This window comes from Paenibacillus senegalensis JC66, from assembly GCF_000285515.1.
In the GTDB taxonomy this organism is placed as follows: Bacteria; Bacillota; Bacilli; order Paenibacillales; family NBRC-103111; genus Paenibacillus_L; species Paenibacillus_L senegalensis.
Map to the genome: position 1 here is coordinate 215,239 of NZ_HE610963.1, position 26,376 is coordinate 241,614.

24 protein-coding genes and 1 other RNA gene are annotated in these 26,376 nt (G+C 47.7%); 19 read left to right on the plus strand and 6 right to left on the minus strand.

The features are described 5' to 3' along the window. Positions 1 to 75 precede the first annotated feature (75 nt). From PSHG_RS23325 to PSHG_RS23340, 4 genes are all read right to left on the minus strand, one after another. On the minus strand, positions 76 to 864 hold the full coding sequence (locus PSHG_RS23325; protein WP_010278481.1) for an SDR family oxidoreductase: 789 nt from the start codon (positions 862 to 864) through the stop codon (positions 76 to 78). A gap of 157 nt (positions 865 to 1,021) precedes the next feature. Beyond that, positions 1,022 to 1,822, minus strand: a complete 801-nt coding sequence (locus PSHG_RS23330; RefSeq protein WP_010278484.1) for a VLRF1 family aeRF1-type release factor — start codon at positions 1,820 to 1,822, stop codon at positions 1,022 to 1,024. Between the two features lie 155 nt (positions 1,823 to 1,977). Continuing rightward, positions 1,978 to 2,790: a hypothetical protein gene (locus PSHG_RS23335; protein ID WP_010278488.1), complete on the minus strand. Its 813-nt coding sequence runs from the start codon at positions 2,788 to 2,790 to the stop codon at positions 1,978 to 1,980. Positions 2,791 to 2,806: 16 nt separating this feature from the next. Then, positions 2,807 to 4,786: a M1 family metallopeptidase gene (locus PSHG_RS23340; RefSeq protein WP_010278491.1), complete on the minus strand. Its 1,980-nt coding sequence runs from the start codon at positions 4,784 to 4,786 to the stop codon at positions 2,807 to 2,809. Between the two features lie 176 nt (positions 4,787 to 4,962). Between PSHG_RS23340 and PSHG_RS23345 the strand changes: the two genes are divergently transcribed. Continuing rightward, entirely contained in the window at positions 4,963 to 5,463 is a 501-nt protein-coding gene (locus PSHG_RS23345; protein WP_010278494.1) for a YwhD family protein, read from the plus strand. Between the two features lie 192 nt (positions 5,464 to 5,655). Here PSHG_RS23345 and PSHG_RS23350 read toward each other — a convergent pair whose 3' ends face one another. Next, positions 5,656 to 7,692, minus strand: a complete 2,037-nt coding sequence (locus tag PSHG_RS23350) for a transglycosylase domain-containing protein (RefSeq protein WP_010278496.1) — start codon at positions 7,690 to 7,692, stop codon at positions 5,656 to 5,658. A 331-nt stretch (positions 7,693 to 8,023) separates the two neighbouring features. Here PSHG_RS23350 and speE point away from each other — a divergent pair, with 331 nt between their 5' ends. After that, complete coding sequence (gene speE / locus PSHG_RS23355; protein ID WP_010278499.1) at positions 8,024 to 8,854, plus strand: polyamine aminopropyltransferase; 831 nt, start codon at positions 8,024 to 8,026, stop codon at positions 8,852 to 8,854. Positions 8,855 to 8,863: 9 nt separating this feature from the next. Further along, positions 8,864 to 9,295 (plus strand): DUF1934 domain-containing protein, encoded by a 432-nt coding sequence (locus PSHG_RS28825; RefSeq protein ID WP_010278501.1) that lies wholly within the window; start codon positions 8,864 to 8,866, stop codon positions 9,293 to 9,295. A 50-nt stretch (positions 9,296 to 9,345) separates the two neighbouring features. Here the strand turns inward: PSHG_RS28825 and PSHG_RS23365 are convergent, their stop codons facing one another. Further along, entirely contained in the window at positions 9,346 to 10,503 is a 1,158-nt protein-coding gene (locus tag PSHG_RS23365) for a S8 family peptidase (protein ID WP_010278505.1), read from the minus strand. 434 nt (positions 10,504 to 10,937) lie between these two features. On the opposite strand from PSHG_RS23365, the gene rpoE reads away from it, so the two are divergent. The 16 genes from rpoE (at position 10,938) to PSHG_RS23435 (ending at position 25,895) form a co-directional block, all read left to right on the plus strand. Then, the gene (gene rpoE, locus PSHG_RS23370; RefSeq protein ID WP_026021583.1) at positions 10,938 to 11,501 is read left to right on the plus strand and encodes a DNA-directed RNA polymerase subunit delta; all 564 of its coding nucleotides are present in this window, start codon (positions 10,938 to 10,940) and stop codon (positions 11,499 to 11,501) included. 219 nt (positions 11,502 to 11,720) lie between these two features. Next, the gene (locus PSHG_RS23375; protein ID WP_010278511.1) at positions 11,721 to 13,370 is read left to right on the plus strand and encodes a CTP synthase; all 1,650 of its coding nucleotides are present in this window, start codon (positions 11,721 to 11,723) and stop codon (positions 13,368 to 13,370) included. Positions 13,371 to 13,500: 130 nt separating this feature from the next. Further along, on the plus strand, positions 13,501 to 13,896 hold the full coding sequence (locus tag PSHG_RS23380; protein ID WP_010278512.1) for a response regulator: 396 nt from the start codon (positions 13,501 to 13,503) through the stop codon (positions 13,894 to 13,896). Between the two features lie 227 nt (positions 13,897 to 14,123). After that, positions 14,124 to 14,978 carry a class II fructose-1,6-bisphosphate aldolase gene (gene fba / locus PSHG_RS23385; protein ID WP_010278513.1) on the plus strand — a complete coding sequence of 285 codons (855 nt, stop codon included), beginning with the start codon at positions 14,124 to 14,126 and terminating at the stop codon, positions 14,976 to 14,978. A gap of 99 nt (positions 14,979 to 15,077) precedes the next feature. Then, positions 15,078 to 16,334: a UDP-N-acetylglucosamine 1-carboxyvinyltransferase gene (locus tag PSHG_RS23390; RefSeq protein WP_010278515.1), complete on the plus strand. Its 1,257-nt coding sequence runs from the start codon at positions 15,078 to 15,080 to the stop codon at positions 16,332 to 16,334. A 121-nt stretch (positions 16,335 to 16,455) separates the two neighbouring features. Continuing rightward, positions 16,456 to 17,733, plus strand: coding sequence for a transcription termination factor Rho (gene rho / locus PSHG_RS23395; RefSeq protein WP_010278517.1), 1,278 nt, complete (start codon positions 16,456 to 16,458; stop codon positions 17,731 to 17,733). Between the two features lie 62 nt (positions 17,734 to 17,795). Continuing rightward, positions 17,796 to 19,076, plus strand: a complete 1,281-nt coding sequence (locus PSHG_RS23400; protein WP_010278521.1) for a radical SAM protein — start codon at positions 17,796 to 17,798, stop codon at positions 19,074 to 19,076. 176 nt (positions 19,077 to 19,252) lie between these two features. Continuing rightward, entirely contained in the window at positions 19,253 to 19,450 is a 198-nt protein-coding gene (gene rpmE, locus PSHG_RS30155) for a 50S ribosomal protein L31 (RefSeq protein ID WP_010278523.1), read from the plus strand. Between the two features lie 80 nt (positions 19,451 to 19,530). Beyond that, positions 19,531 to 19,953, plus strand: a complete 423-nt coding sequence (locus PSHG_RS29660) for a hypothetical protein (protein WP_010278526.1) — start codon at positions 19,531 to 19,533, stop codon at positions 19,951 to 19,953. A gap of 108 nt (positions 19,954 to 20,061) precedes the next feature. Beyond that, an RNA gene (gene ffs, locus PSHG_RS30160) (signal recognition particle sRNA large type) lies at positions 20,062 to 20,328 on the plus strand. A 190-nt stretch (positions 20,329 to 20,518) separates the two neighbouring features. Further along, on the plus strand, positions 20,519 to 21,952 hold the full coding sequence (locus PSHG_RS23410) for an ATP-binding protein (RefSeq protein ID WP_010278528.1): 1,434 nt from the start codon (positions 20,519 to 20,521) through the stop codon (positions 21,950 to 21,952). Positions 21,953 to 22,181: 229 nt separating this feature from the next. Continuing rightward, on the plus strand, positions 22,182 to 23,933 hold the full coding sequence (gene dnaX, locus PSHG_RS23415) for a DNA polymerase III subunit gamma/tau (protein WP_042122701.1): 1,752 nt from the start codon (positions 22,182 to 22,184) through the stop codon (positions 23,931 to 23,933). Between the two features lie 6 nt (positions 23,934 to 23,939). Next, positions 23,940 to 24,251 carry a YbaB/EbfC family nucleoid-associated protein gene (locus PSHG_RS23420; RefSeq protein ID WP_010278532.1) on the plus strand — a complete coding sequence of 104 codons (312 nt, stop codon included), beginning with the start codon at positions 23,940 to 23,942 and terminating at the stop codon, positions 24,249 to 24,251. Positions 24,252 to 24,378: 127 nt separating this feature from the next. Continuing rightward, a complete protein-coding gene (recR, locus tag PSHG_RS23425; RefSeq protein ID WP_010278534.1) occupies positions 24,379 to 24,978 on the plus strand; it encodes a recombination mediator RecR in 600 nt (199 codons plus the stop codon). Positions 24,979 to 25,360: 382 nt separating this feature from the next. Then, entirely contained in the window at positions 25,361 to 25,630 is a 270-nt protein-coding gene (locus PSHG_RS28835) for a DUF2508 family protein (protein WP_010278535.1), read from the plus strand. Position 25,631: 1 nt separating this feature from the next. Beyond that, entirely contained in the window at positions 25,632 to 25,895 is a 264-nt protein-coding gene (locus tag PSHG_RS23435; protein WP_010278536.1) for a pro-sigmaK processing inhibitor BofA family protein, read from the plus strand. The last annotated feature ends 481 nt before the right edge of the window (positions 25,896 to 26,376 follow it).

A 26,376-nucleotide genomic window follows, 5' to 3' on the forward strand; every position in this document is an offset into this window, starting at 1 on the left:
ACTAAATAAAATCAGGCCGAAGTTTACACTCCGACCTGATTTTTTCCTTTCGGCAATTTGCAATTCCATGAGCTTTTATCGCAGCAAAGATTCTACGCCGTCAATATAGATGTTCGTTCCCGTAATATGCGAGGAAGCATCGGAAGCGAGGAACAGAACCAGATCAGCAACCTGCTCAGGTGATCCGGAGCCTTGGGCAAGAGGCTGACTGCCCTTAGGGAATTTCATGGGAATTTCAATTTTGTCCACTGAATCGGTAATGTTAGTGTTTTCATCGATATTGGTCTCGATGGCGCCAGGACTAATCGCATTGACACGTATTTTGAACTGGGCTAATTCCAGCGCCGCCATTTTCATGAACGCAACTTGTCCGGCTTTGCTTGTACTATAGGCGCTAGAGCCGAAATTGGAGAAGGTCCGGTTGCCGTTAATGGAGCTGGTGATGATGACGCTCCCGCCATTTTTCTTCAAATGCAGAACGGCATATTTCACTGTCATAAATGTGCCCTTAAGATTAATGTCCATCGTCGTTTCCCAATCCTCTACGGAGAGTTCTTCAATGGGCGCCCATGTGCCGTTGATCCCTGCATTGGCAAATACAATATCGACCCTTCCCCAGGCATCGGCTGCCGCTTGAATGCCTTTGCGCACCATCTCCTCATTAGATACATCCGTTTCCGCGACCATCGCTTCGCCGCCCTGCTCCTTAATTTCAGCTATCACTTTTTCCGCCTCATCCGGCGACCTGTCCAGAAAGCAGACTTTGGCGCCATGCTTGGCCAGCAGCAGGGCTGAAGCGCGGCCGATTCCGGAACCTCCGCCAGATACGACCGCTACCTTGTTGATTAAGCTTTTGTCACGCATTACATTTCATCCTTTCTGTTGTCAACATTTTCATTATTTTGTAGTCTGTCCCTGGAAGAATGCTGTCATGCGGGTAACCATTAAGCCTGATGGGGAATAGTCCAAGTTGTGCTTGATTGCTTGTCCTGTCTTTATCGGAGAATGGCAGATTTAGATCTTAAGACTGTATTGCTGTGTATACTTCCTGTAATAGTTTCTGGGCGGGTTTACCGTTGTAGTTTTTGGATAGAACACGGGGAACGGGCGTTTTGATTGCTTTGGCTGTTTCTCTAGTCAGATTTTTCTCCCCGCTCATAATCAATTCCTTCCATTGGTAGCGCTTGGAAAGGCGGGAGAGTACGGAGCTCAGCCGATTTAGCCAGCGCTGCTGGTTATGCTCGTACCGCTTCTCAAAATTGTCGATATGGTTGGAGCCCGAAGCTACCCGATTTGAATGGGCCAAGCCTTTCATCTCACCCCAGTCCTCCAGATCGGGATTCCACTCAAAGTTCCACTCCTGCTGCACCAGTCCGAGAAAAGTATCCAGTACGGTAACCTTTTCTTTGCCCAGAAGAACTGCGCCTGCAGCGGGGTAGGTCTGGATTGTTTGGGTCAGCTCGTCCAAATGGGGCTCCTGCTCCCAGTAAAACGCATTGGGAACGGGGACCTGGACCTGCTGATTAAACCATGCTTGCTTCGAGGGAGAAGCAATGACAATCCATCCGTTCTTAACGGAGTGTCTTTGGCCTTCCATTTCTTTCAGCACTTCTTGTTGCAGTTTGCGTAATTGTGAAATTCGGTCCGAATTGCCCTCTGCCTCGGCGTATTCCATCAGCTTTTTCAACCCGTTCTTCAATCGGATTTGCCATGCTGATTTTTGGCTGCTGTCGGGGCGGGTGTCCAGGTAAATGGTGAGGATCAGCTCCTTGGGGTTCGGAGCAAAGCTTTGAATGTTCTCGATTTCTTTTTTCAAATGCATATAATACCTCCTTTCCTGGTTTCTCCCTTTTACCCCGTTGAGGTAATCATTAATCATTAGTATGGCGGCTGCTAATCACAGCTGAAGATAGCAAAAACCCCGCCCCGAAACAGGGCGGAGAAACGTTAGGGGTGCGGATTATGCACAAGTACAGGTTATGCTGCTCTGTCTGTCAGCAGCTGGTGCTGGGCGGTTATGCGCCAAACGGAAAGGAAGCTTTCCACAAAGCGGAATAGCTGGTAAATTACCAGAGCCCAAAAACCGGCCCACAGGAAAACCGTGGTTAGGACAGCGGCTCCGACAAGGAGGCCAATGCCCCAAAGCGAAAGCGCGGTGCCCACTGCAAGCAGGAAGGATCGCAGCAAGCAGGTGAGGGCGCGGGTCCACGGAATGCTGCATGTAAAAGCGAGCTGGATGTAGAGCAGCAGGATTTTGATCAGCGAGCTGTACATGATCCAGCCTGCGACCCAAGGCAAGCCGTGGAGAAGCAGCTCCTGATAGCTTTGAGCTTGCTCCACTGAGCGGGCGATGGCAGGCAGCAGCCAATACAGCGGAGTCAGCACGGCAATTAGCTGAACCAGGTAGATCAGGTAAAACGGCTTGGCTAGTTCTTTCATGCCTTTAAAGAAACGGTAGCCGTAATTCAGCCGGGTATGCTCCAGCGAGTAGCACACGGCTGAATTAAAAAGCGGGGTAAGCAGCATTTTAACCAGCAGCAGGCCGAGCAGCAGCCATAAATACGGGTGGACAAGATCTGTTTTAAACAGCTGAAATTGCGCTTCGGCGAGGAACAGCTTGACTCTTTCCGGAGCAGCTTCTCCCGGATAACGGTACTGTAGTGGAATGACAACGCTCTTGACGATTTCATAGAGAAGAAATCCCCAGGCGAACCGGTAAAGAAATAAGGTAACTACAACAAATGGCTGCTGCACAGCGGCATTCCATCCTTGTTTGATATACTTCAGCATACAGGCTCACCCCTTTCTAGGAGACCAAGTTGAACAGGATCTCTAGTAATTTGACCAAACCGACATTCAAGCGAATGCTCCATCTGGAATCTACGGTGGCATTCATATAATTATTAATGTGCTTGTTTTCCAGTACCAAGGTATGTTCAGGGTCGATGACGACACGGGAAAGCTGCGAGTCGTGAACCAGCTTGAATACGATCTGGCTGCCTTGGCTATCCCATGTTTTATCAAGGACGGTGCCATCTTCAAAGTAGAAGCGGATGGGTACCGTATGGTGACGGGCACCCTTCTGAACGACCTTGACTTCGTGCTCGTACTGCGGTTTTCCCTCAGGTCCTTCTATCTCCTCAAGAACGATATTTTCCACACTATAGTCAATCATTTCTTTCCCGCCGACGAACTGGTCGAAAAATGGCTGCCAGTCTTTCTTCGTAACCTCCTCCAAAACCTCCCGGAAGTTTTCCGTGGCCGGATGGCGGAATTTCCAGCGCTGGAAGTAGGTCCTCATCACCCGGTTCATCTGCTGCTCGCCAATTTCCTTTTCTACCGCCATGAGAACCAGCTTGCCGCGGGTATATACATTTTCGGCGTATTCGCTATGGCTGCTGTAATCCCATGCGTTCCTGGTCAATGGGGCAGGCGAGGTTATGTAGCTGGCTTCCACCGGGATATTAGGTTTAATCCCAAATTCCTTCTCCATAATCTTGTCTTCCGCATAGGAGGTAAACCCTTCATCCAACCAGGCTTCCTCAAACTCATTGCTGGCTACCATTCCATAAAAGAACTGATGACCGATTTCATGAACGATGACCCGTTCAAGTGAAAGATCGGCGCAATCGTTAACGGCCCCCCAAGCTGTAATCAGCGTCGGGTATTCCATCCCTCCGGCCCCGTTGGCATCACCGGGAGGCACTACGATCGATAAGGTGGAATAAGGGTAGCTGCCATACCATTCGCTGTATCGGGCTAACGACTTTTTAGCCGCTTGCATATACCGCTGTTTCAAGTGCTCATGCTTGGGATCAAGATAAAGCTTGATTTTGACGCCCGGAATCTGCTCCGTAGAGAAAGGTTCTTCATGATAAACAAAATTAGGGGAAGCAGCCCAGGCAAAGTCGTGAACATCATCAGCATAGAAGCGGTACGTTTTCGTTCCGTTTTGCTCAACAGCATTCTTCGTCGGGAAGCCGGTCGCCGCAACTGTATAGTTGGAAGGGACTTTTATCTTCACATCATATATGCCGAAATCCGCGTAGAATTCAGAATTGCCGTGATATTGATGGAGATTCCAGCCTTCTTCTGCCCGGCCTCTTCTCCCAGCCGGCTCATAAACAGCGATTTTGGGAAACCATTGTCCCGCCATGTAGAATTCATCCGCATAACCCATACGGGCAAACACCCGGGGCAGCTGGACTGTGTAATCCATGCTGAGAGTGACGGTTTGTCCGGGCTGGACCGCTCCAGGCAGGACAATTCTTATTAGTGTGCGGTCATGAATATTGCCATCATCGGGTTGAACGTACTGAATCCGGTCAGTTAAATCAAGTCCGTCGACCGTCTTCACTGACAGCAGCTCCATGCTCCCGAAGCTTTCCTGCGTATGCTCATCCTGGCGCAGCTTCCCGCCTGATTCCTGGAAGAAGGTTGTCTTCTTGGATTCGAAGGCATTAGGATACAAATGGAAATACAGCTCACTGACCGGTTTGGCACCCGGGTTTTCCCAGGTCAGCGTTTGGCTTCCGGATAATTGATTGGTATCCGTCTGCAGGGCAACCGAAATATGATACTCGACTATTCTTTTGCTCATAGGCGCCGGAGCGGTAGGGTCGACCCAGCGCTGGGGCACAGGATCATTAACGATCGGTGCAGAATAAGAAGCTGTAGGCAAGGGGTCTTCCTTGCCGGTGAAATAGAGTATTCCGGCAGTCAAGCTACAGCTTGCCAGAACTATAAACAGCCATAATTTGAGTGAATGGTTGATCGACAATTTCATCGTATTCCCCCCGTTGACAAGCATCTACAGCATGTATATGTTTGCAATTGGGGGAATATTAGCTAAAATATAGAAAACAGCGTCGTTAAAAACGGCTGACGGTTAAGAAAGCCGTTGCTTAGCGCTATCTGCGCCCCTGCCGTTGAACAAAACGTTGAAAAGTGGAGTGATTGAGTATGGCTGAGAATGACAGCAGCAAGAAACTTAATGCGTTAAATATAGTAAGCACCCGCGTCAATCATAAAGGATTCGGGGCCGGCTCGATTGACCTTAGCAATGTATCCGGCATTATTATCGATGGAGATGAAGCGTACCTGGATAACGGCACTTTGCATGCGAAGAGCAGGGTGGAGAAAAGAATTAAGTTCTCGCAGGATAAAGCCGATGTCCCTAACGGGCGGCAATGCTGGATTGTGTGGATTGCGGTTGGGCACAGCGAGGAAGGGGCCTATTACGCGGGAGCTGCCGCATGTGAAATGCTCATTGATACGGAAGCACGCAGGGGCTGGAAAATTCTTGCCGACCATGTTAACCGAATGGATCGGGCAATGAAAAGAAAAATAATGCTTGAGGATTTAGGGGCGAAGGAAAAGCAGCTGCTGAAAAATGTGTTAATCGAACATAACGAGGAATGGTGGCATCGTTCACCGGATGAGCTGAAAGAGGCGCTGGCGTAATTTTGATCGCTTTCTAATTATGTCGATTATGTGTCACCCGTTGAGAAGGTCTGACAATCATTGTATACTATGAAAAGTATATTTACATGAATATACTAGGACAGCAAAGAAGCAGACAGGAACCCGTCTGCTTCTTTGCGTTATTTCGGCTTGTGAGCGGGTACAGATGGAGCGTTTGTGAAAAGCTTAGAGTTATTCATTCCACCAGCGCTTGAACAGCTCCCACCAGGAGCTTTCGCTCTTCTCTGCAGGAGGCTCTTCTTCCAACTCTGGAGGTCCTTTGCAATAATGAACCGGCTCGGTCCCTTTCACGAATACCTCGAGCCGCGATGCCTGGCAATCCATAGCGGTGGAACCGTCCGCTGCCGGATCTACATAAACGCTGGTTACTCCCTCGGGGATAGGAAAAATCTTCGGCGGAACCGGATCCAGTGTCTTCTCTATAAATTCCGCAAAAATAGGTGCTGATTTGTATGAATCAGCATTGGAAATCGATTGTCCGCGATCATAACCGATCCAGACAGCGGCCGCCAGTTCCGGGGTATACCCAACCATCCAGGCGTCTGTATTGGTCGACCCGGTTTTACCGGCTACCGGCCGTTTGATTGTTGAAGATACCCGATGGGCGGTTCCTCCTTGTTCAAAGACGCTTTGCATCATATGAGTCAGCACATAGGCATGGGCGGCTTCCACCACTCTTTCCTCTTTAGGTTCAGCCTCATAAAGCACCTTCCCTTTGGAATTTACTACCTTCAGGACAGCGATAGGCTCTACCTTTACTCCGTTATTGGCCAAGGTGCCGTAGGCTGTAGCCATTTCAAAAGGGCTCACCGGATATGTGCCTAGCGCCATCGACGGCATAGGGCTCAGCGGGCTGGTAATGCCCAGTCTCCGGGCGGTGTCAATAACATTATCCGCTCCAACATCCATGAGAGCTGAGACCGCATAAATGTTATCGGATTTGGCGATTGCCATGCGCATATCGATCCAGTCATTTTCATAATGATTATTGAAATTTCCCGGTTCGTAGGTTTTTTTGCCATCATCATAAACAAAGGCAGTCGGTTCGCTTTTGTACTTGTTTAAGACAGTAAAGCCTTTTTCCAATGCGGTCAGATAGACAAATGGCTTAAATGACGAGCCCGGCTGCCTGGTGGTCGTAAACACCCGATTAAACTGGTTGTCTTCATAATTTTTTCCGCCGACCATAGCCTTGATATGACCGTTCCGCGGGTCGATAGCTACGAGAGCCCCCTGCAGCTCGCTTTCTGCGTCCAGATGCTTAGCCATCGCTTCCTCAGCAATCTTCTGTGCCCTTAAATCCAAGGTGGTGTAAATACGAATGCCCCCCGTTTCAAACGAAGGCTCACTAAGTCCCAGCTCCTGGCTGACAAATCGGCGCACATAGTCCTGGAAATAAGGGGCTTCGGAATCGGAATCGCGGTTGGCCTCCTGAAAAACGAGCGTCTCCTTGGCGGCCTGGTCGGCTTCTTCCTGCGTAATTAAATTTTGTCTGACCATCGCATTTAAGACTAGCTTTTGCCGCTGCAGGGAATTATCCATGTCCCAGAACGGAGAGTAATATCGCGGCCCCTTAGGGACGCCGGCCAGCAGAGCGCTTTCCGCCAGGGTCAGCTCACTGGCATCCTTGCCAAAGAACAGCTGGGATGCCGCTTGAATCCCGTAGGTGGAATGACCATAATATATTTGGTTCAAGTATTGCTCCAGAATCTGATCCTTGCTCAGCTGCAGCTCGAGCTGCAGGGCATAGATGGATTCTTTTATTTTTCTGGACCAGGTTCTGTCATGATTAAGGAACAAATTTCTGGCCAGCTGCATAGTAATCGTGCTTGAGCCCTGCTGCTTGGACATCGACTTCAGATTTACCAGGGCGGAACGAGCAACCCCGCGTGGATCTATCCCGAAATGCTGATAAAATCTTTCATCCTCTATAGCTAATACCGCCTGTATTAAATATGGAGAGATCTCGTCGAGCGAAACCATCTGCCGGTTTTGCCCCCCGTGAAAGGAGTCAATTAATTCTCCATGGATATCGTAGATTTCCGAGGTCTGTAATACCGTAGTGGCAGGCAAGGCCTGTGAACGCAGATAGAGCAGCAGCAAGACGGCGGCTGCCGCCATAATGACAAGAGAAGAGAATAGGAAAGAAAATAGCTTGCGAAGCCTGCGCAGCCATACAGGTGTCTCGGAATGCTCCAGTGAATTCACAAATCTCGCCCCCTTCTCTTAAACCAGCTGTTGTTAACTAGTATGGAAAAGGTTGGGATGATCTATTCAATGGGAGAACGGATATTTTTACCACGGACGGAAGTGTTGTAATCAAGCATTGCATTTTCCGTGCAATTCACTATAATACTATTGTTACGTAAGCATTCCGTGTCGAAAAAAGGATGCAGACGGTGGTCGCCATTTATTTCGATATCGGTTTAATGGGCCGAGTAATGGATTAACTTATTGGGTAGGGATTCGATGGCTGCACCTAAAGTCAGCCGGGATACAGAAGTTCCCCGAGCCAAGTTTGAGGAAAGAAGGGATAACCATGGAATTATGGTATACGGAAAAACAAACAGAAGCCTTTGGTATTACAGCTAAAATAAAGGAAACTTTAGTTAGAGAAAAAACTGAGTTTCAAGATCTGGCTATTATCGATACAGAAGAATTCGGAAGAATGCTTGTCCTCGACGGCATGGTCATGACTACGGTGAAGGATGAATTTGTTTACCATGAAATGGTGGCCCATCCGGCATTGTTCACGCATCCCAATCCCCGGAAAGTGCTGGTAGTAGGCGGCGGCGATGGCGGAGTCATCCGCGAAATCATGAAGCACCCGAAAGTGGAAAAAGCAGTGCTGGTCGACATCGACGGCAAAGTGATCGAATACTCTAAAAAATTCTTGCCTGAAATCGCTGGTGAACTGGATAACCCGAGAGTAGAGGTTCAGGTGAATGACGGGTATATGCATATTCACGAGCACAAAAACGAATATGATATTATTATGGTCGATTCGACCGAGCCGGTTGGTCCGGCTGTTGAATTATTCAGCAGAGGCTTCTATCAGGCGATTTACGAGTCGCTGCATGAGGATGGAATTTTTGTTGCCCAAACGGACAACCCTTGGTTTAAAGCAGATCTGATCCAGAGCGTGAATCGAGATGTGAAGGAAATCTTCCCGATCGTCAGAGTGTATGGCGCGAATATCCCGACCTATCCAAGCGGATTGTGGACTTTCACGATGGGCAGTAAAGTCTATGACCCGTTAGAGGTCGACGAAAATACAATCCCGGAAATTGAAACCAAGTACTATACGCCAAAGCTGCATAAGGCCGCTTTTGTGCTGCCTAAATTCGTCGAAGATCTCTGCAAGGGATAACCACTGGAGGTGGCCTCCATTTCTTCTCCGGCTGAAGTAGAAGTTAGCATTGTTAGTTATGTGGAGTCAGAGAAAACTCACCAGCAAGTGAAGGCTGATTTATATGTAAAAGGGGAGCACATTTATTTGCGCTACCCCGAAAAAGACTTAGGACAAACGAACACGACGGTCAAAATTCATAAGCATCAGCTGAAAATCATCCGTCATGGCGAAGTCGCTTCTGAACAACTATTTATTCCCGGCAAGACGACTTCCGGCTTTTATGAAACTCCACAGGGACGGCTCCTGCTTGAGATGAGCACGAAAGACCTTCAGGTGGATTTAAACGACGGAATAGGACAGGTTGCGTGGAGCTACGACCTGTTTTTTGCAGGAGAGCATGCCGGAGCTTACCGGCTGTCTTTTCAGATTAATCGGAAGCAGCAAGGCGGAGCCATGTAGACGGCAAAGACGAAACAGCCGGTGATTCGTCACCGGAGCTTCCGGGCTGTTTAAGAACGGCCCGCTTTTAAGGTTTGCAAAGCATGAACTTCTCCTGTGCTTAAAGTAGTCTTGCGGATCGTAGTAATGGGTGAGGCGCTGGCCTTTAAAAAATCTTTGACCAGGCGGGCGGACATTCTCCCGCGTTGTGCGAACAAAAGGGCAATGACACCGGAAACATGGGAAGTGGCCATGGATGTGCCGCTTAACTCATTATATTTGCCGTTGAGCCAAGAGGAGTATATCTTCTCGCCAGGACCGTAAATATCGATTCGTTTTCCCCGGTTGCTAAATTTAGCAACCTTTTTGTTTTTATTGGTGGCCCCGACAGCAATCGTTTGCGGGAATCTGGCCGGATAATCGATGCGACCGCTTCGTCCGTCATTCCCTGATGAGGCCACGATAATCACACCCGCATCATGAGCGCGGCGTACAGCATCCTCAAGAGCCTTGCTGTGCGTCTTCATGCCGAAGCTCATGTTGATGATATCGATGCGGTTGCGTACACACCAGTCAATCCCGTGGACAATGTCCGAAATATAGGCGGTACCGTTGTGATCGAAAGCTTTCACAGCATATAACGAAGCCAGGGGGGCGACCCCGATAATTCCTTTTTTTGATGAGTAAGCGGCAATCGTTCCGGCAATATGAGTGCCATGTCCGTTATCGTCCCGGGGCAGGGCGCGGCGGTCTACGACATTAATGCCGCCGGCGACATTGCGGTGCAGGTCCGGATGGAGATAATCAATTCCAGTGTCAATAACAGCAATTTTAACCCGCAGACCGGCGGATCTTGACCATGCCGCGGGGGCTTTTATTTGTCTGACTCCCCAGGGGATCAATTGATCACCTACACTAATTTTATTGGAGGAGTGAGAGGATAGTTTAGGGGGCCGGGCATGAACCAAAGCTACTTTCTTGTCTTCTTCTACGGTAATTTTGCCGGCAAAATCCCTGAGCCTGTCTTGATTGCGAAGCTTGCAAGTGAATCCGTGAATGGCTGGCAATGGCTGCAAATAAGAAAGGTTCTCCAAGCTCGGAATGAGCTCCGTTACGTGATCCAGGAATTGCGAATAATCGGCTGCAGACTTGAACTGGATAATGAACCGGGGAGAGGCTTCCTCATTTTGCAGCTCATCATGTATAGATCGGATGAGATCCTTTTCCATTAATGACTATCCCCTTTGCCGCAAATTCCCTATCGCTTGAAGAACTTGGGTTACCATTTGGTTCATAGTATGTAGAGGGGGTCGAACCCGCATCGGATGGTCGCCCGCATAAAAAGAAATACACATAAAGCCGTGTCAATCAAAGGGAAACGACATAGGATGGAGTGAGGGACGATTGGCTGGCCCTTGGTACTGGGAAACAAGGTGGTTATTAGCCAACAACCATGAAAGAGATACAGTCGAAAGCGGAGACCTAAGCGTCTCCGTCTTTTCTTTTTTTGCGAAGGTAAAATTAGGGGGTGTCTCAGGATCCTTCTTGTTGGAAAAGATGAAGTGTACACAGTTGCATTTTTGAATAAAATAAGGTTTACTTAATGATGACATCGGAAGCAGCAACCGTTTTGTGCGAAAAAGTAAGAAGGGATGTGTCCGAGATGAGTAACCAATACACCCTCAAAATTTCTGCGGAAAAAGCCAAAGAAATGCCTATGGTGGACCTGGCTTTTCTCGTGCTGAAAGAAGCGAATTCACCGTATTATTACCGGGATCTGATGCAAGAGATCGCGCAGATTAAAGGATTTACAGAAGACCAAGTGATGGATGTCATTGCCCAGTTATACACCGAAATTAATGTCGACGGCCGTTTTGCTTGTGTCGGCAATAATCTCTGGGGACTTAAAAGATGGTACCCTGTTGACAATAAATCGGATGATGGAATGGGTAGCGCCAAACGACCTAAAATTATCAACGATGACGATGATGATTTGGAAGAAGATGTATTTCCGGAAGAGGAAGATGCCTTCATTTCTGACGACGAAGATTTCGATTCTTATGATGAGGATCGCGAGGATGTCGATGCTGATGATGAGGACGGAGAATTTTACGGCGAGGATGAGGACAGCGAAGATACTGAAGAAATAGATGAAGACCTGGACGAGGATGAAGAAGAGGAATTTGACGACTCGGACCCCATTGAAGAGGAAGATGATTTGCGCTAAGGAAGCGAAAGCGAATTTCCTAATTCCGCTAGCTCCGGGTTGACTTGACAAGCCTTAATTGGACGGAGTAAACTATAGCATGGGCTAGAAAAATAAAGTGTTTTTCATAGTGTGAATTCCATAAAGTGCCCCCGATTTCGGGTGTCACTTTTTATTTTTTGTTAGCAGAACAGACAGTTGTGGCATCAGGTTAGGATATCATCGCAGGAGGTAAGTATTGTGACCAAGTATATTTTTGTAACAGGCGGTGTCGTTTCTTCCCTTGGCAAGGGAATCACTGCCGCTTCTCTGGGGAGGCTGTTAAAGAACAGGGGCCTCAAAGTAACCATTCAAAAATTTGATCCCTACATTAACGTTGACCCAGGCACGATGAGTCCTTATCAGCATGGAGAAGTTTTTGTAACCGATGATGGAGCGGAAACCGACCTGGATCTTGGTCATTACGAAAGGTTTATAGATATTAACCTGACTAAAAACAGCAATGTGACATCGGGCAAGGTGTACTCTTCCGTCATTACGAAAGAACGAAGAGGGGAATACCTGGGCGGCACCGTGCAGGTAATTCCGCACATTACCAATGAAATCAAGGATCGGGTATTTCGCGCAGGGAGAGAAGCCAAATCCGATGTGGTGATTACAGAGATTGGCGGCACTGTCGGGGATATCGAAAGCCTTCCGTTCTTGGAGGCGATCCGGCAGATTAAAAGCGACATCGGACGAGAGAACGTCATGTATATTCATGTTACCTTGATCCCTTATATCAAGGCAGCCGGCGAAGTGAAAACGAAGCCGACCCAGCACAGTGTCAAAGAACTGAGAAGCATTGGTATTCAACCGCAAGTAATTGTTTGCCGTACCGAGCATCCTTTGTCTGATGACCTTAAACGGAAAATCGCCCTGTTCTGCGATATAGATTCTAACGCCGTAATTGAGTGCCTGGATGCGGATACGCTGTATGAGGTTCCGATCATGCTGCGAGAGCAGGGGCTTGATGATATTGTAGTGAATCACCTTCAGCTGGCTGGAGACACTCCGGATATGTCGGAATGGCATCAGATGGTTGAGCGTGTCAAGCAGTTGAAGTACAAAACCGAGATCGCGATTGTCGGCAAGTACGTTTCTCTGCATGATGCTTATTTAAGTATTGTCGAGGCTTTGTCCCATGCCGGGTTCGACAGCAATACGGAAGTGGTAATCCGCTGGGTCAATGCGGAAGAGCTGACGGATGATAATGTTGCCCAGCGGTTAGCGGGAGTGCAGGGAATTCTCGTGCCCGGGGGCTTTGGAGATCGCGGAATCGAGGGTAAGGTAGCTGCGATCCGTTATGCGCGCGAGCAAAAAATACCGTTCTTCGGAATTTGCCTCGGCATGCAGGTGGCCGTAATCGAATATGCGCGCAGTGTCGCCGGTTTGGAAGGGGCAAACAGCTCGGAAATCAACCCGGTTACGCTACACCCTGTTATTGACTTGCTTCCTGAGCAAAAAGATATCGAGGATCTCGGCGGAACGATGAGATTGGGCCTATATCCTTGTAAATTGGCGCCCGGCAGTCTCGCCCTTGCCTGCTATCAAGATGAACTGGTGTACGAGCGGCATCGCCATCGTTACGAGTTCAATAACGAATATCGGGAGATCATCGAAAAGGCTGGGCTTGTCGTCTCCGGTACATCTCCTGACGGAAGGCTGGTCGAAATTGTCGAGCTGCCTGATCATCCCTGGTTTTTAGCGGTGCAATTCCACCCGGAATTTACGTCCCGCCCGAACCGTTCCCAGCCGTTGTTCCGGGAATTTATCAAGGCTGCGTTTAACACCAAAAACCCATCGGAATATAAAGAAAGCGGAGTCGGTTCATCAGCTCCGCAGCCATAAATGTAACATTTTCGGGAAGGATATAGAAAAGATTTCTAAATATTCTTTATTATCTCAGAAGGAAAACCTCGAGGGCTTGTAGAATAATGTTAAGTAAAAGCGACACACGGTTCTCGAGGAGGTCCTTTTTTTGGATAAAAAAAAGCTGTTAATTGTTGACGATCAGAACGGTATTCGTGTCTTGTTAGTTGAAGTTTTTAACAGTGAAGGCTACCAAACCTTCCAGGCATCGAATGGAAAACTGGCTCTAGAAATTGTGACGAAGGAAGCTCCGGATTTAGTGCTGCTGGATATGAAAATACCCGGAATGGACGGACTTGACATTCTGAAGCATATCAAACAAATCGACTCTTCCATCAAGGTCATTATGATGACCGCTTACGGGGAACTGGATATGATCAAGGAAGCGACTGACCTCGGAGCGTTAATGCATTTCACCAAGCCATTTGATATTGACGAGCTTAGGGTGGCTGTAAATTCCCAAATGGGCGTATATACTTCTAATGATTACGCTATCGGATCCTGAACAGGATCTTTTTTTTTGAGCGTGCCCAGCTTAGGCTGATGCATTAATCAACGGGCGGCCCTAAGCATAATAGGATGCCTGAATGGCTGCAGCCCTCTGTTGTTCACTGCCAGGAATGCTTCCATACCATTACGATAACGAATGTGCTATAATAGCACAGAATGATTGTGGTCGGACAAGGCGGCCCGAAATTTTTTTAGTTACGACTACTAAGGAGGACATGTATTATGCCGTTGGTTTCAATGAATGAATTTTTACCAAAAGCTAAGGCCAACCGTTTTGCGGTAGGTCAGTTCAACATGAATAATCTGGAGTTCGCGCAAGCGATCATGCAAGCCGCAGAGGAACTGCAATCTCCTTTTATTTATGGGGTAAGTGAAGGGGCCCTTAAATATATGGGGATTGAGTTTACTGTTGCTATTGCTGAAGCAGCAGCCAAGAAATCCGGATTGCCTATCGCTCTGCATCTGGACCACGGCAGCAGTTTCGAAGTCGCTATGAAGTGTATCAGAGCCGGATTCAGCTCGGTTATGTTTGACGGCTCCCATCATCCGTATGAAGAGAATATCCGCTTGACCAAAGAAGTAGTAAAAGCCGCTCATGCTATGGGTGTTTCGGTAGAAGGCGAGCTCGGTACTATTGGCGGTGTAGAGGATGACATCAGCGTTGATGAAGCCGATGCCAGTCTGGCTAAGCCTGAGGAAGCGATTCGCTTCTATGAAGAAACAGGCGTCGATTGCCTGGCTATTGCAGTAGGAACAGCACATGGCATGTATGCCGGAGAGCCGAATATTCGTTTTGACATCATTTCGGAAGTGGCCAATGCGATTCCTGTGCCAATTGTTCTGCACGGAGGTTCTGGTGTGCCTGATGAAATGATTCGCAAGGCAATTGAAGCCGGAGTCGGCAAAATCAATGTAAACACGGAGAACCAGGTTGCTTGTACTGATGCGATCCGTCAGGTCCTCAATAACGACTCCAAGGTTTACGATCCCCGCAAATATTTAAGTCCCGCACGCGAGGCTATGGTCGAAGTAGTCAAATCCAAAATCAAATTGTTCGGAAGCGACAATCAAGCCTAAGTGAAATAACAGCAAGCGATCAATAAAGGAGCAGCCGGTCAGAGCCGTTCCTTTATTGATGTTGCTGTATTTTCGCGAGGTAGGAGGACATTCTAAGGCATGAATAAATTAATGGTAGCAGGAGGAAGGCCTCTTAAAGGCACGGTGACGATCAGCGGAGCCAAGAACAGCGCCCTTGCACTGATCCCGGCTGCTATATTGGCAGAGTCAAAAGTCATCCTGGATAATTTGCCAGAGCTTAGTGATGTAGAGATTTATACCGAACTATTAACGGAATTAGGAGCAACCGTCGAACGCAATGGAGATCAAATGATCATATCTCCCGAAGGCTTGCGTTCTGTTCCGCTTCCCAACGGAAATGTTAAAAAGCTGAGAGCTTCATACTATTTAATGGGAGCACTGCTAGGCAAATTCGGTGAGGCGGTCGTTGGCTTGCCGGGCGGATGTAATTTCGAGCCGCGTCCTATCGATCAGCATATTAAAGGTTTCGAAGCATTGGGAGCCCAGATTGTCAATGAGGGCGGAGCTATTCATATCCGCGCAAAAAGATTAATTGGTGCTAGAATTTACTTGGATGTTGTCAGTGTTGGAGCAACTATTAATATTATGCTGGCTGCAGCGCTGGCTAAAGGTATCACAACGATAGAAAATGCGGCCAAAGAGCCTGAAATTATAGATGTAGCTACTTTGTTAAACTCAATGGGGGCACGTGTCAAGGGTGTCGGCACCGAAACCATTCGGATAGAGGGTGTAGAGTCGTTAAACGGCTGCAGACATTCTATTATTCCAGATAGAATTCAAGCGGCGACTTATATGATTGCAGCGGCAGCCACCCGCGGGGATGTTATTGTCGATAATGTCATTCCCAAGCATTTGGAAGCCGTTTCCGCCAAGCTGACGGAAATGGGCGTAGACGTTATGGAGATGGATGAAGCGGTTCGTGTTATTGGGAAGCCTGAATATCAAGCGGTAGACGTAAAGGCGCTGATCTATCCGGGGTTCGCTACGGATATTCAATCCCCGATGGCCAGTTTGTTAACTCAGGCTAAAGGAACAAGTATTTTGACCGATTATGTTTATAGCAGCCGGTTTAAATACATACCAGAGCTTTCGAGAATGGGCGCCAGTATTAAGCTGGAAGGGCGCTCGGCGGTGATTGAAGGCGGACATCCGCTAACTGCTGCCAAAGTAACGGCAACGGATTTGCGGGCCGGCGCCGCGCTTGTTGTTGCTGGCTTAACCGTTACTACAGGCGAGATTACAGAAGTGGATGGACTTGAGTTTATAGATCGCGGGTATGATCGTCTGGTAGAAAATTTGTCCTTGTTAGGGGCTGAGGTCTGGAGAAAAGAATAAACACTTGAAAGTATTGGTTATAACCAAGTACAAGCAGCATGGATAAGCGATTACATCAGGAAGAAAATGGATATACTTTCTAGCAAGGTGTTTAAAAATTCATAGTGTGGTGGTCAAATACATGGACATGCAATTAGCGCAATTAGAAGCGCTGAAACTAACTGAATTATACAAACTGGCTAAGACTCATCAGATTCCTTATTATGGCCAAATGAAGAAGAAAGAACTGATTTTTTCCATTTTGAGGGCGCAAGCCGAAAAAGGCGGCCTTATGTTTATGGAAGGTGTGCTTGAAATCTTGCAGGAGGGCTTCGGGTTTCTGCGGCCGATTAATTATTTGCCAAGCACTGAGGATATTTATATCTCGGCCTCTCAAATCCGCAAGTTTGATCTGAGATCAGGCGATATGGTATCCGGAAAGTGCCGGCCCCCTAAAGAGAACGAGCGCTATTTCGGATTGCTGCAAGTCGAAGCGGTAAATGGAGAAAAGCCGGAAACGGCGGCCGAAAGGCTTCATTTCCCCGCGCTGACTCCACTATATCCACAACAAAAAGTTGTCCTGGAAACCTCTCCTTCTATTTTATCGACACGAATCATGGATTTATTGTCTCCCGTAGGGCTAGGACAACGCGGTTTGATTGTTGCCCCTCCCAAAGCAGGCAAGACCCTATTGCTGAAAGAGATTGCGAACAGTATTTCCACTAATTATCCCGATATCGAATTGTTCGTGCTATTGATAGATGAGCGTCCGGAAGAAGTGACGGATATGCAGCGGTCGGTGAAAGGCGAGGTTGTGGCTTCAACTTTTGACGAGCTGCCGGAGAATCATATAAAAGTAGCGGAACTTGTGCTGGAGAGAGCGCAGCGCCTGGTTGAGCATAAAAAAGATGTTGTCATTTTGTTGGACAGCATTACTCGTTTGGCGAGAGCCTACAATCTGGTCATTCCGCCGTCCGGGAGAACATTGTCCGGAGGGATCGACCCGGGAGCGTTCCATCGTCCAAAACGGTTTTTCGGATCCGCTCGCAACATTGAAGAAGGGGGCAGCCTGACTATTCTGGCTACCGCTTTGGTTGAGACCGGCTCGCGAATGGATGATGTCATCTATGAGGAATTTAAAGGAACGGGAAATCTTGAGCTTCATCTTGACCGCAAGCTTGCAGAACGAAGAGTGTTCCCGGCGATCGATATTCGTCGTTCGGGTACGCGGCGGGAAGAACTGCTTATGGAGAAGTCAGAGCTCGACAAAATATGGGCCCTGCGGAAAAGCTTGCAGGAATCACATGAGTTTACAGAGGCGTTCCTCAAGAAGCTGGCAGATACAAAAACGAATGCAGAATTTCTTGAAACTCTGACAACCCAGCCGCCACAGAAGAGGGTCAAAAACTCCGCTTCTTGAGGTGTTTGGGCGTAAAGGATCTTAAAGGTGAATTATTTTACTAATAGACAAGGGGAAAAACGATGAATCTCGTATACGCTGATCAAGACGGCCAAGTGTATGATCACCCTAGTCACACGGCGTTGGCGAGAAGCGGCGACATGATTGTGGAAATACTGGAGGAGGAGTTAATCCCGCTTCCGGAAGGAGCTACGCTAGTCAGTCTGCCGCATACAACCCCCGTGTATTGGGATGAGAAGAGCGGCAGAATGAAGGCTCTAGACGGAAACTACGAAGCGGTCGGCGCTTTGCTGCCGCAAGGCTTCACGCGGCTGCTGCTTCCCGGCTATGTAAAAAAGGACAAGGACAGCCAGCTGCCCTTATTCGGGTATACGGCGGTAGTATGGAAAAATGACGGTTTTTATGTAGCCGCCCGGATGAGTGATGACCCTTATCGCTGGAATCCGGTAAATTGTGATCCGCAACTGCTGGAGAGCAAGGTGCAGGCCAAGCTATCCCAATATCCGGATAATCGTTTGTACCGTCATTTATCCAATTGTGCTCTTGGCTATGAATGTCTCACAGCGTCCAATACCTTTCTGGATAGATGGGAAGGTGCTGTTCCGGTGTCATACTCCTGCAATGCAGGCTGTTTCGGCTGCATTTCAGAGCAGCCTGAAGATAGCGGATTTGTAGCTCCGCAGACAAGGATGAACTTCCGTCCTCGGCTGGAGGAAGTGGTGGAGATTATGCTGGAGCACTTGAAAACACCAGAGAGCATCATCAGCTTTGGACAAGGCTGTGAAGGAGAGCCATCAACTCAAGCTGCCATCATCATCCCGGCCATTCGCGAAGTCAGGAAAATCACGGATCAGGGTTATATCAATATCAACACCAATGCAGGACTAACTGATTTTATTAGAGGTATTGTGGATGCTGGGCTCGATATGATGCGGGTCAGTACGATCAGTGCGATAGACGATCATTATAATGCCTACTACAAGCCGCGGGGATACACCTTGAAAAATGTGGAGAAATCGATTCGGTACGCCTCCGATCAAGGAGTGCTGACTTCCATCAATTATCTGGTGTTTCCGGGTGTAACTGATCGTGAGGAAGAGATAGAGGCCATGCTTGAATTTGTCAAGAGAACGGGGCTAAAGCTCATCCAGCTGCGTAATTTAAACATTGATCCTGAAGCCTATTTGCAGCTGATTCCGAATGCCAAAGGTGAAATTGTTGGAATGAAGCAGATGATTGAGATCTTCCAACAGGAGCTTCCCGAAGTGGCTATTGGTTCATATTCTCATACCCCGAAGGGACTGCAGCAAAAGCGGCAGCAAGAAGCGGAAGCTTGGTCCTGATTAAACCGGCAGCAGGATTGCCAGGAATGTGACAAGCCCTTATTGACCAGTTCACCCAGTAAATTCTGCAAGAGATCCGCTTGCTATGCCAATATAATCGTGATATAATTCGTCCAGTATGCATATAACTCTGGTCTGCGGGCTTAAGGGATCAGGGCGGAAAGAGGTGAAAGATTGTGAAAGAAGCAACTCATCCTAAATATTTCGTAACTACCGTTACTTGTGCGTGCGGGAACTCTTTTGAGTCCGGTTCGATTAAAGAGAACCTGCGTGTAGAGATTTGCTCCAGCTGCCATCCATTCTTTACAGGTAAGCAAAAGTTCGTGGATGCCGGTGGACGTGTAGACAGATTCAAGAAAAAATACGGAATTTAAGTTTTTCCGGTTTATCCTTAATTAGACAGAATAAGAGCACCTCCTTGGGTCATTCTAAAGCCAAGGAGGTGTATTTTTTTATGCAAACGAAAGCAGCGCAAGCCCTTATGCTTACCTTGTTACTTGCCGCGATTGCTGGTTGTGCTTCCCCAGCCGAGGAATTTAATCCATCCTCTAGGCAAAGCTACCCGCAAGATGGGTATCTTGGGGCAACCTCCGCCAATCCGGGGTTACCGACAAGTCCTACCTTTCATAATTACACTACTGACGTCAGAATGGTAAAACAAGCGTTAACTCCGCTGGATGGGGTTGAAAGGATTCATGTCGGAATCGAAGGGGCCGATATGAGGATTCGCTTGAAGGCAGCTGCCAGTCTGTCCCCGGAGCAAACAGCTGAACTGCAGCAAAAAGCGCAGGAATCGGTAAGTTATATGATGCCAAGGTATAACGTTAGCGTAGAAGTGCATAACGGTTCCAGGCATATATTGAATTACCGGAAGTAGCCATAACAGGAAATGTGTCTATTTTAAGAACAGGGAAAGCGGTTCCGCTGTAGAAGGATTTGGACACTAGGTTGAAATTTATTACGCATTGGTCTATACTAAGACATGCCGTGCTAGATGGGGAGGTAGCGGTGCCCTGTAACCTGCAATCCGCTATAGCAGGGTTGAATTCCTGTTAAAGGTCTTGTTAATGTAGGGTCTGGACGTCTATATGTGGTGTTGACGGTCGGGTCCTTCGCAATGGAAGCTCGTGAACCCGGTCAGGTTCGGAAGAAAGCAGCCGTAAGCGAGATGTTCCATGTGCCGAGGGGCAACCTAACCCGAGCTAACAGTATTCGTTCCGCCTGGATTTCAAGATCAATAACAGGTGCACGGTATATATTGTTTTTCCTGGGAAAGCATTTCGAATTCGAAATTTATTTCGAATTGAAGTGTTTTTTTTGTATTTGGAAGGAATTTGTAAAAACGAATCGAATGTTAATACGTGTAAACTAGCGATAACCCAGCCCGGACCTTTAATCGCGTGGGAACAGTCATTTTTTTGATAGGTAGAGGGGGGAAGCAGTTGTCCGCATTTGACACAAACGGATTTCATCTTTCAGTGGAACATTGGAAATGTCATATCCAAGCCAGCAACACGCAGAGCATCCTGTTAACGGATGAAGCGGGGGAAATCATCTGCTGCAGTCCCGCATTACTTAGATTGCTGGACGGTTCCTCGCATGAATTCACAACACGAAACGTAAGCGAGCTGGGTATTAAAGAGAGGGCGGAAGACTTATTTCAAAGGTATCGGGAAACTCTTTATGAGGAGAAGCTGTTTCCTAAGCTACAGTTCCGTTCGTTGAACGGCTCCTTGATAACAAGTCCATATTCCATAGTAAAATTAAATGAAGCGGGCAGTACATACTTCCTTTGGCAGCTGGAAGATGTCCGGCCTCTGGAAAGCTTGAATCTGCTCCAGCAGTTTGCCGGCTCTTTTATGCGGGATATTAATTTGGGTGTCATTCTAATCGATACCGAATTCCGTCTTACCGATATTAGTGATATGGCTTGCCGGGTGCTGGGTTTGAAACGGGCGGAGATCATGTATAAGCCAATGGAAGAAATTTTCGCTTCGGTGCCCGTTCAACATCAACTGGTGCAGCGCACCATTCTCAATGGCATGGTCGTTCGAAATCATGCGATATCCTGGATGAACAACCAGGAGCGCTATGAATTGCTGCTGGATTCCAATTTGTTAAAGGATGAGAATGGGACAACCGTTGGGGCTTATGTCATATTCAAGGATGTCAGCAACTTGCGATCGCTGGAGGAGCAGGTGCAGCGGAGTGACCGGTTGGCTATGATTGGCCAAATTGCAGCCGGAACTGCTCACGAAATCCGCAATCCGCTTACTTCCATAAAGGGCTTTATGCAAGTGCTGAAAAACACCTTCATTGAAAAAGGGATGATTAAAGAGCAGGATTATACCGACATTATGCTGACAGAGATTAACCGGATTAATGAGCTGGTCAGCGAGTTTCTGCTGCTGAGCAAGCCCAAAAATGTATCTTATCAGAAGGTTGATCTCAAAATGGTTATGAAGGAAATTCTGCCTATTATAAATAATGAGGCGCTGCTTCATGGCGTCAATGTATATTATGAAAGCTCGCCAGGGATTCCGCAGGTCATTGCGGACGGGGAACTGTTGAAGCAAGTGTTCTTAAACATATGCAAAAACGGGATCGAAGCTATGGTTGACGGTGGCAGTCTTTCGATCACGAAGAAGCTCGACCAGGACAGTCGGAGGGTCATTATAGAGATTCGCGACACCGGACCGGGAATCCCCAACTTCGTTATTGACAAAATCTTTGACCCGTTCTTCACTACTAAAGAAAATGGGACAGGTCTGGGATTATCAGTATGTCAACGAATCATTCATGATATCGGAGGTTCAATTCGAGTGGCATCTAAAGGATACGGCACTACGTTTACGGTAGCCATTCCTTATGCATAGTATCCGCGGGCGGACTATTCTGCTTATTTCTCATATCGGTAATTTAACCGCCAAAGTTAAGCGGATTATGAAATGTATATTACCTGTTTATTGGAAATGCCTAATTCTGGAGAGGGGTCATATGAGAGTGTGTCGAAATTTATGCCTTCTAAAGTTTCAATGATTGCAGCGTGTATAGTATAATAGAAAAAGCAACTCTTAGAAGGCAAGGAATTAATGGAGAGGTTTTATGACACAACACATGGCGCTTTACCGAAAATGGCGGCCGCAGCAATTTCAGGACGTAATTGGGCAGCAGCATATAATTCAAACCCTTCAGAATTCATTAAAGGAAGGCCGATTTACCCATGCCTATTTATTCAGCGGGCCGAGAGGGACAGGGAAAACAACCGCAGCCAAGCTTTTGGCCAAAGCTGTTAACTGCGAGCATGGTCCTGCTGTAGAGCCATGTAATGAATGCGAAGCATGTCTGCGGATTACCCAAGGCGCCGTAATGGATGTGGTTGAGATTGACGCTGCATCCAATCGAGGGGTCGATGAAATCCGGGAATTGCGTGACAAGGTCAAGTTTGCACCTACCGAGGTTCGCCACAAGGTCTACATTATAGATGAAGTGCACATGCTGACTACAGAGGCGTTCAATGCCCTTTTAAAAACGCTGGAGGAGCCTCCCGTTCATGTCATGTTTATTTTGGCGACGACGGAGCCTCACAAAATCCCAGCTACGATTATATCCCGCTGCCAACGGTTTGACTTTCGTCGAGTGTCGCTTGAAGAACAAGTATCCCGTTTGGAACGGATATGCAATGAGGAGCATATAGAGGCGGAAGCAGGGGCTCTGCAATACATCGCCCGGCTATCCCAAGGAGGAATGAGGGATGCTTTAAGCTTGTTGGAGCAAATTTCTTCATTTGCCGGCGGAACGGTCACTTATGAGCATGCCGTGGCTATGACTGGCGGAATTGCGGATGATCAATTTGAAAAATTGGCTCAATGCATCTTGCAGCGCAATATTCCGCTCGCTATGCAAGTCGTTGAGGATTTCATGGACGCGGGCAAGTCTCCTGATAAGTGTGTCGAGAGTCTCATGCATTATTTTAGGGATTTATTGATTATCCAAATGGTTAAGGATTCTGCTGCTGTGACGGATCGAATCTTGCAGCCCGAGCGGTTTCGCCCAATGGCGGAGAGCTTTAGTCGTAATGAACTGTTCCAGATTATTGAGGTGCTGAATCGATACCATGGGGAGATGAAATATTCCTCTCACCCGGCTATATTGTTTGAGATTGCCGTTATGAAGCTGTGCAGCTCCAATGAATCCGCGGGTCAAGCCGCTGAAGGTAAGGCTGCATCAGCTCAGATTGACGACTCGCTGCTGGAAACGCTTAAGCAGAGAATAGCGAAACTGGAACAGACCGTTGATCGTTTGCGCTCCTCACCAGCCTCCGAGGTTTCCGGTGCAGGCGCAGCTTCAACAACATCATCAACGGCAGCCGGGTTCGGCGGCAGGAGAAGCACGGCTTCGCTCAATAAACCGAAGGTCAAGCTCGATCGATTCCTGCCTGGTCGTGAAGCGCCGTTGTTTAAGAAGGCGAAAGCCCAATGGAGTGAAATCTTGCTGCAGGTGAAAGAGCAAAAAATTACCGTACATGCCTGGCTGGTGAATGGAGAACCGGTAGCATTTGCCGATGGGCAATTACTGCTTGCTTTTCGCAGTGAAATGCACAAAGAAACAACAGAGAAACCGGCTAACAAGCAGCTCATCGAAAGAGTGCTGGAGCAGGTTCTGGGCGAACCGCTGCAGCTGATTGGTGTTATGCAGAAAGACTGGGAAGAGGCCGTAAGTGGAGGCGAAGCTCCTCCGACTGAGGAGCTGCAGTGGGAATCCGAGGATCAGCAAAGCAATAAAGAGCCCTGGATTAGTGAGGCTATTGAACAGTTTGGCGAGGACCTGGTCAAAATCAAATCAAGCGAGGAGTAATGAGAAATGAACAATATGAATCAAATGATGAAACAAGTGAAAAAAATGCAGGAGCAAATGCTGAAGGCTCAAGAAGAGCTGGCTAACAAAACTGTAGAAGGCTCTGCTGGAGGCGGGGTTGTGACCGTAATTGCGAATGGCCAGAAGAAAATCACTCATATTGAAATCAAGCCGGAAGCTGTTGACCCGGACGATGTGGAAATGCTGCAGGACCTCGTTCTTACTGCGGTTAATGACGCCTTGAATCAGGCAGAAGAAATGGCTAATCAGGACATGGGTAAATTTACTGCGGGCATGAAGATCCCAGGATTGTTTTAATATCCAAAGCTGCAAGTGCATGCAATGCTGGCTTTACATTAGGCGGATGCACTTTATTGCCGCGTGCGGCTCCCGGATTGGTGTGGCATGCATGGCTAATGACAACATATGAAAAGGAGCTGCTCTCTTGTACTACCCGGAACCTTTGGCAAAATTAATTGATTCATTCTCCAAGCTGCCCGGCATAGGTCCTAAGACGGCCGCCCGCCTAGCGTTTCATGTGCTGCGAATGAAGGAAGAAGAGGCTATTGATTTTGCCAAGGCGCTTGTGAGTGTCAAGCGCAATTTGAGCTATTGCTCCGTCTGCTGCAATATTACCGATATTGATCCTTGCCGCATCTGCCAGGATAAGGGCAGGGACGCCTCCGTCATTTGTGTGGTGCAGGAGCCCAAGGACTTGGTCGCTATGGAAAGAACCAAGGAGTTCAACGGATATTACCATGTGCTTCACGGAGCCATTTCTCCAATGGAAGGCATCGGTCCTGATGAAATACACATGGCAGAGCTGTTAAAAAGATTAGGCGATGAGCAGGTTCAGGAGCTGATCTTGGCGACAAATCCCAACATTGAAGGGGAAGCTACGGCCATGTACTTGTCCAGGCTGGTTAAGCCTTTCGGTCTAAAGGTTACGCGCATTGCGCATGGACTGCCTGTGGGCGGTGACTTGGAATATGCCGATGAAGTGACCCTGACTAAAGCATTGGAAGGGCGTAGAGAGTTAAACTAAGAGCGGAACCGCTCTGACGAGATAAGCCGGAGTTATACATGGCCTGGGCCGGATTAGAGGCCTTGTGATTTTATATATTTATAGCTGCGGCCAACAGCTTGAAATAGAGGGACTAACCCGAATGCAAACTTAGCCTTTTGCTGGTTAAAGCACAGGCGAGTGCACATTTGGGAAGGTCCCTTTTTCGTTACTCGGTTATAGGAAACAAGGATTCATTTTGTTTAGGGAGTTCTAAATAAACCTCCTCTCACCATAAAATAAAACAAAAGGACGAACACTACTGCCCGGGTATCGGCTTAATCCACGGGAATTTGCCAAGAGCTGCATAGCCACAAACTGGATTCCAGCCACAGTCGGGTATAAAGGAGGAGTCAAGGTGAGAATGAAAATGTGGTGGAGCAAGTTGGCGCCGGCAAAAAAGCGTACAGTCTGGAGTGATGAGAAGGAAGAGGTGCTCAGTGATCTTCAGCGGGCGTATACCGAATGGGAAAATGCTCAGTATAGACTCGATTGGGCGGTCGGCAGTGATGAAGTCGACTGTGCCATTTATGAATTGGTCACTGCTGAAAAGAAGTATGATCTCGTGTTGAAAAAGGCCAAACAATTGAAATGGGAGAAGGGTTTTATTTACTTCGAAAGAGAGGTTATTTAGAATGAAGGTTGTTCCGTGGATTGTATTTGGTCTTTCCAGCACGGTGTTGGCTTTTGTACTGTTCAGAAATAAACATTCCCTGCAGTGGATGGGACAAGTTGCGCTGCAAATTGTGTTTGCAGCAGTTTTGCTGTACGGAATCAACTGGATTGGGGCTGCATATGGCTTTCGGCTGCCCATCAATGTTATGACCGTTGCGGCTGTTACGGTTCTCGGAATACCAGGGGCTGGTTTGTTAACAGCAGCTAAGCTGATGTTTGTTTAATCTTTTTGAGCGTGGATTCACTTTCTAAACCGTTTATTTGTTTTGTGCTTCGAGTTGCCAAGCCCCGCAGTTACCCTTATTCGGTATGCCAAACTCCCCCGGTTATCTTTCTGAGTCAGAGGGAAGACCATCACTTTCAAGATCAAGGATTAATTTGTTAATGCCAGGTGTCTCCATTGAAGTATAAAGGCTTAATGATGCGAAAATAAATAATTGAAAATAAACCATTGACTTTACGGCTGGAATCATGCTATATTATGAAAGTCGCTTTTGGGCAATAACATCTGCTCTTAAGGGAGACAAGCTTAATAACAGCCCTTTGAAAACTGAACAATGAGTGAGTAATAAAGCCAGTGCAGCGGTCTAATAGACCGTGTGCGAAACGTTGATTGATATGAGCTAATCGCTCTTTCGGATATATTGCTTTCAGTGCAGGACATCCTGTGTTGGGGGCACCCCCGAAAGTACTTGAATAAGCTTT

Coding starts and splice junctions, on each gene's coding strand:
- speE (WP_010278499.1), top strand. CDS start 8,024: ATGGAATTATGGTATACGGAAAAACAAACAGAAGCCTTTGGTATTACA.
- fba (WP_010278513.1), top strand. CDS start 14,124: ATGCCGTTGGTTTCAATGAATGAATTTTTACCAAAAGCTAAGGCCAAC.
- PSHG_RS23390 (WP_010278515.1), top strand. CDS start 15,078: ATGAATAAATTAATGGTAGCAGGAGGAAGGCCTCTTAAAGGCACGGTG.
- PSHG_RS23340 (WP_010278491.1), bottom strand. CDS start 4,786: ATGAAATTGTCGATCAACCATTCACTCAAATTATGGCTGTTTATAGTT.
- PSHG_RS23435 (WP_010278536.1), top strand. CDS start 25,632: ATGAAGGTTGTTCCGTGGATTGTATTTGGTCTTTCCAGCACGGTGTTG.
- rho (WP_010278517.1), top strand. CDS start 16,456: ATGGACATGCAATTAGCGCAATTAGAAGCGCTGAAACTAACTGAATTA.
- rpoE (WP_026021583.1), top strand. CDS start 10,938: ATGAGTAACCAATACACCCTCAAAATTTCTGCGGAAAAAGCCAAAGAA.
- PSHG_RS29660 (WP_010278526.1), top strand. CDS start 19,531: ATGCAAACGAAAGCAGCGCAAGCCCTTATGCTTACCTTGTTACTTGCC.
- PSHG_RS23325 (WP_010278481.1), bottom strand. CDS start 864: ATGCGTGACAAAAGCTTAATCAACAAGGTAGCGGTCGTATCTGGCGGA.
- PSHG_RS23400 (WP_010278521.1), top strand. CDS start 17,796: ATGAATCTCGTATACGCTGATCAAGACGGCCAAGTGTATGATCACCCT.
- PSHG_RS28835 (WP_010278535.1), top strand. CDS start 25,361: ATGAAAATGTGGTGGAGCAAGTTGGCGCCGGCAAAAAAGCGTACAGTC.
- PSHG_RS23365 (WP_010278505.1), bottom strand. CDS start 10,503: ATGGAAAAGGATCTCATCCGATCTATACATGATGAGCTGCAAAATGAG.
- PSHG_RS23335 (WP_010278488.1), bottom strand. CDS start 2,790: ATGCTGAAGTATATCAAACAAGGATGGAATGCCGCTGTGCAGCAGCCA.
- PSHG_RS23420 (WP_010278532.1), top strand. CDS start 23,940: ATGAACAATATGAATCAAATGATGAAACAAGTGAAAAAAATGCAGGAG.
- PSHG_RS23330 (WP_010278484.1), bottom strand. CDS start 1,822: ATGCATTTGAAAAAAGAAATCGAGAACATTCAAAGCTTTGCTCCGAAC.
- PSHG_RS23345 (WP_010278494.1), top strand. CDS start 4,963: ATGGCTGAGAATGACAGCAGCAAGAAACTTAATGCGTTAAATATAGTA.
- dnaX (WP_042122701.1), top strand. CDS start 22,182: ATGACACAACACATGGCGCTTTACCGAAAATGGCGGCCGCAGCAATTT.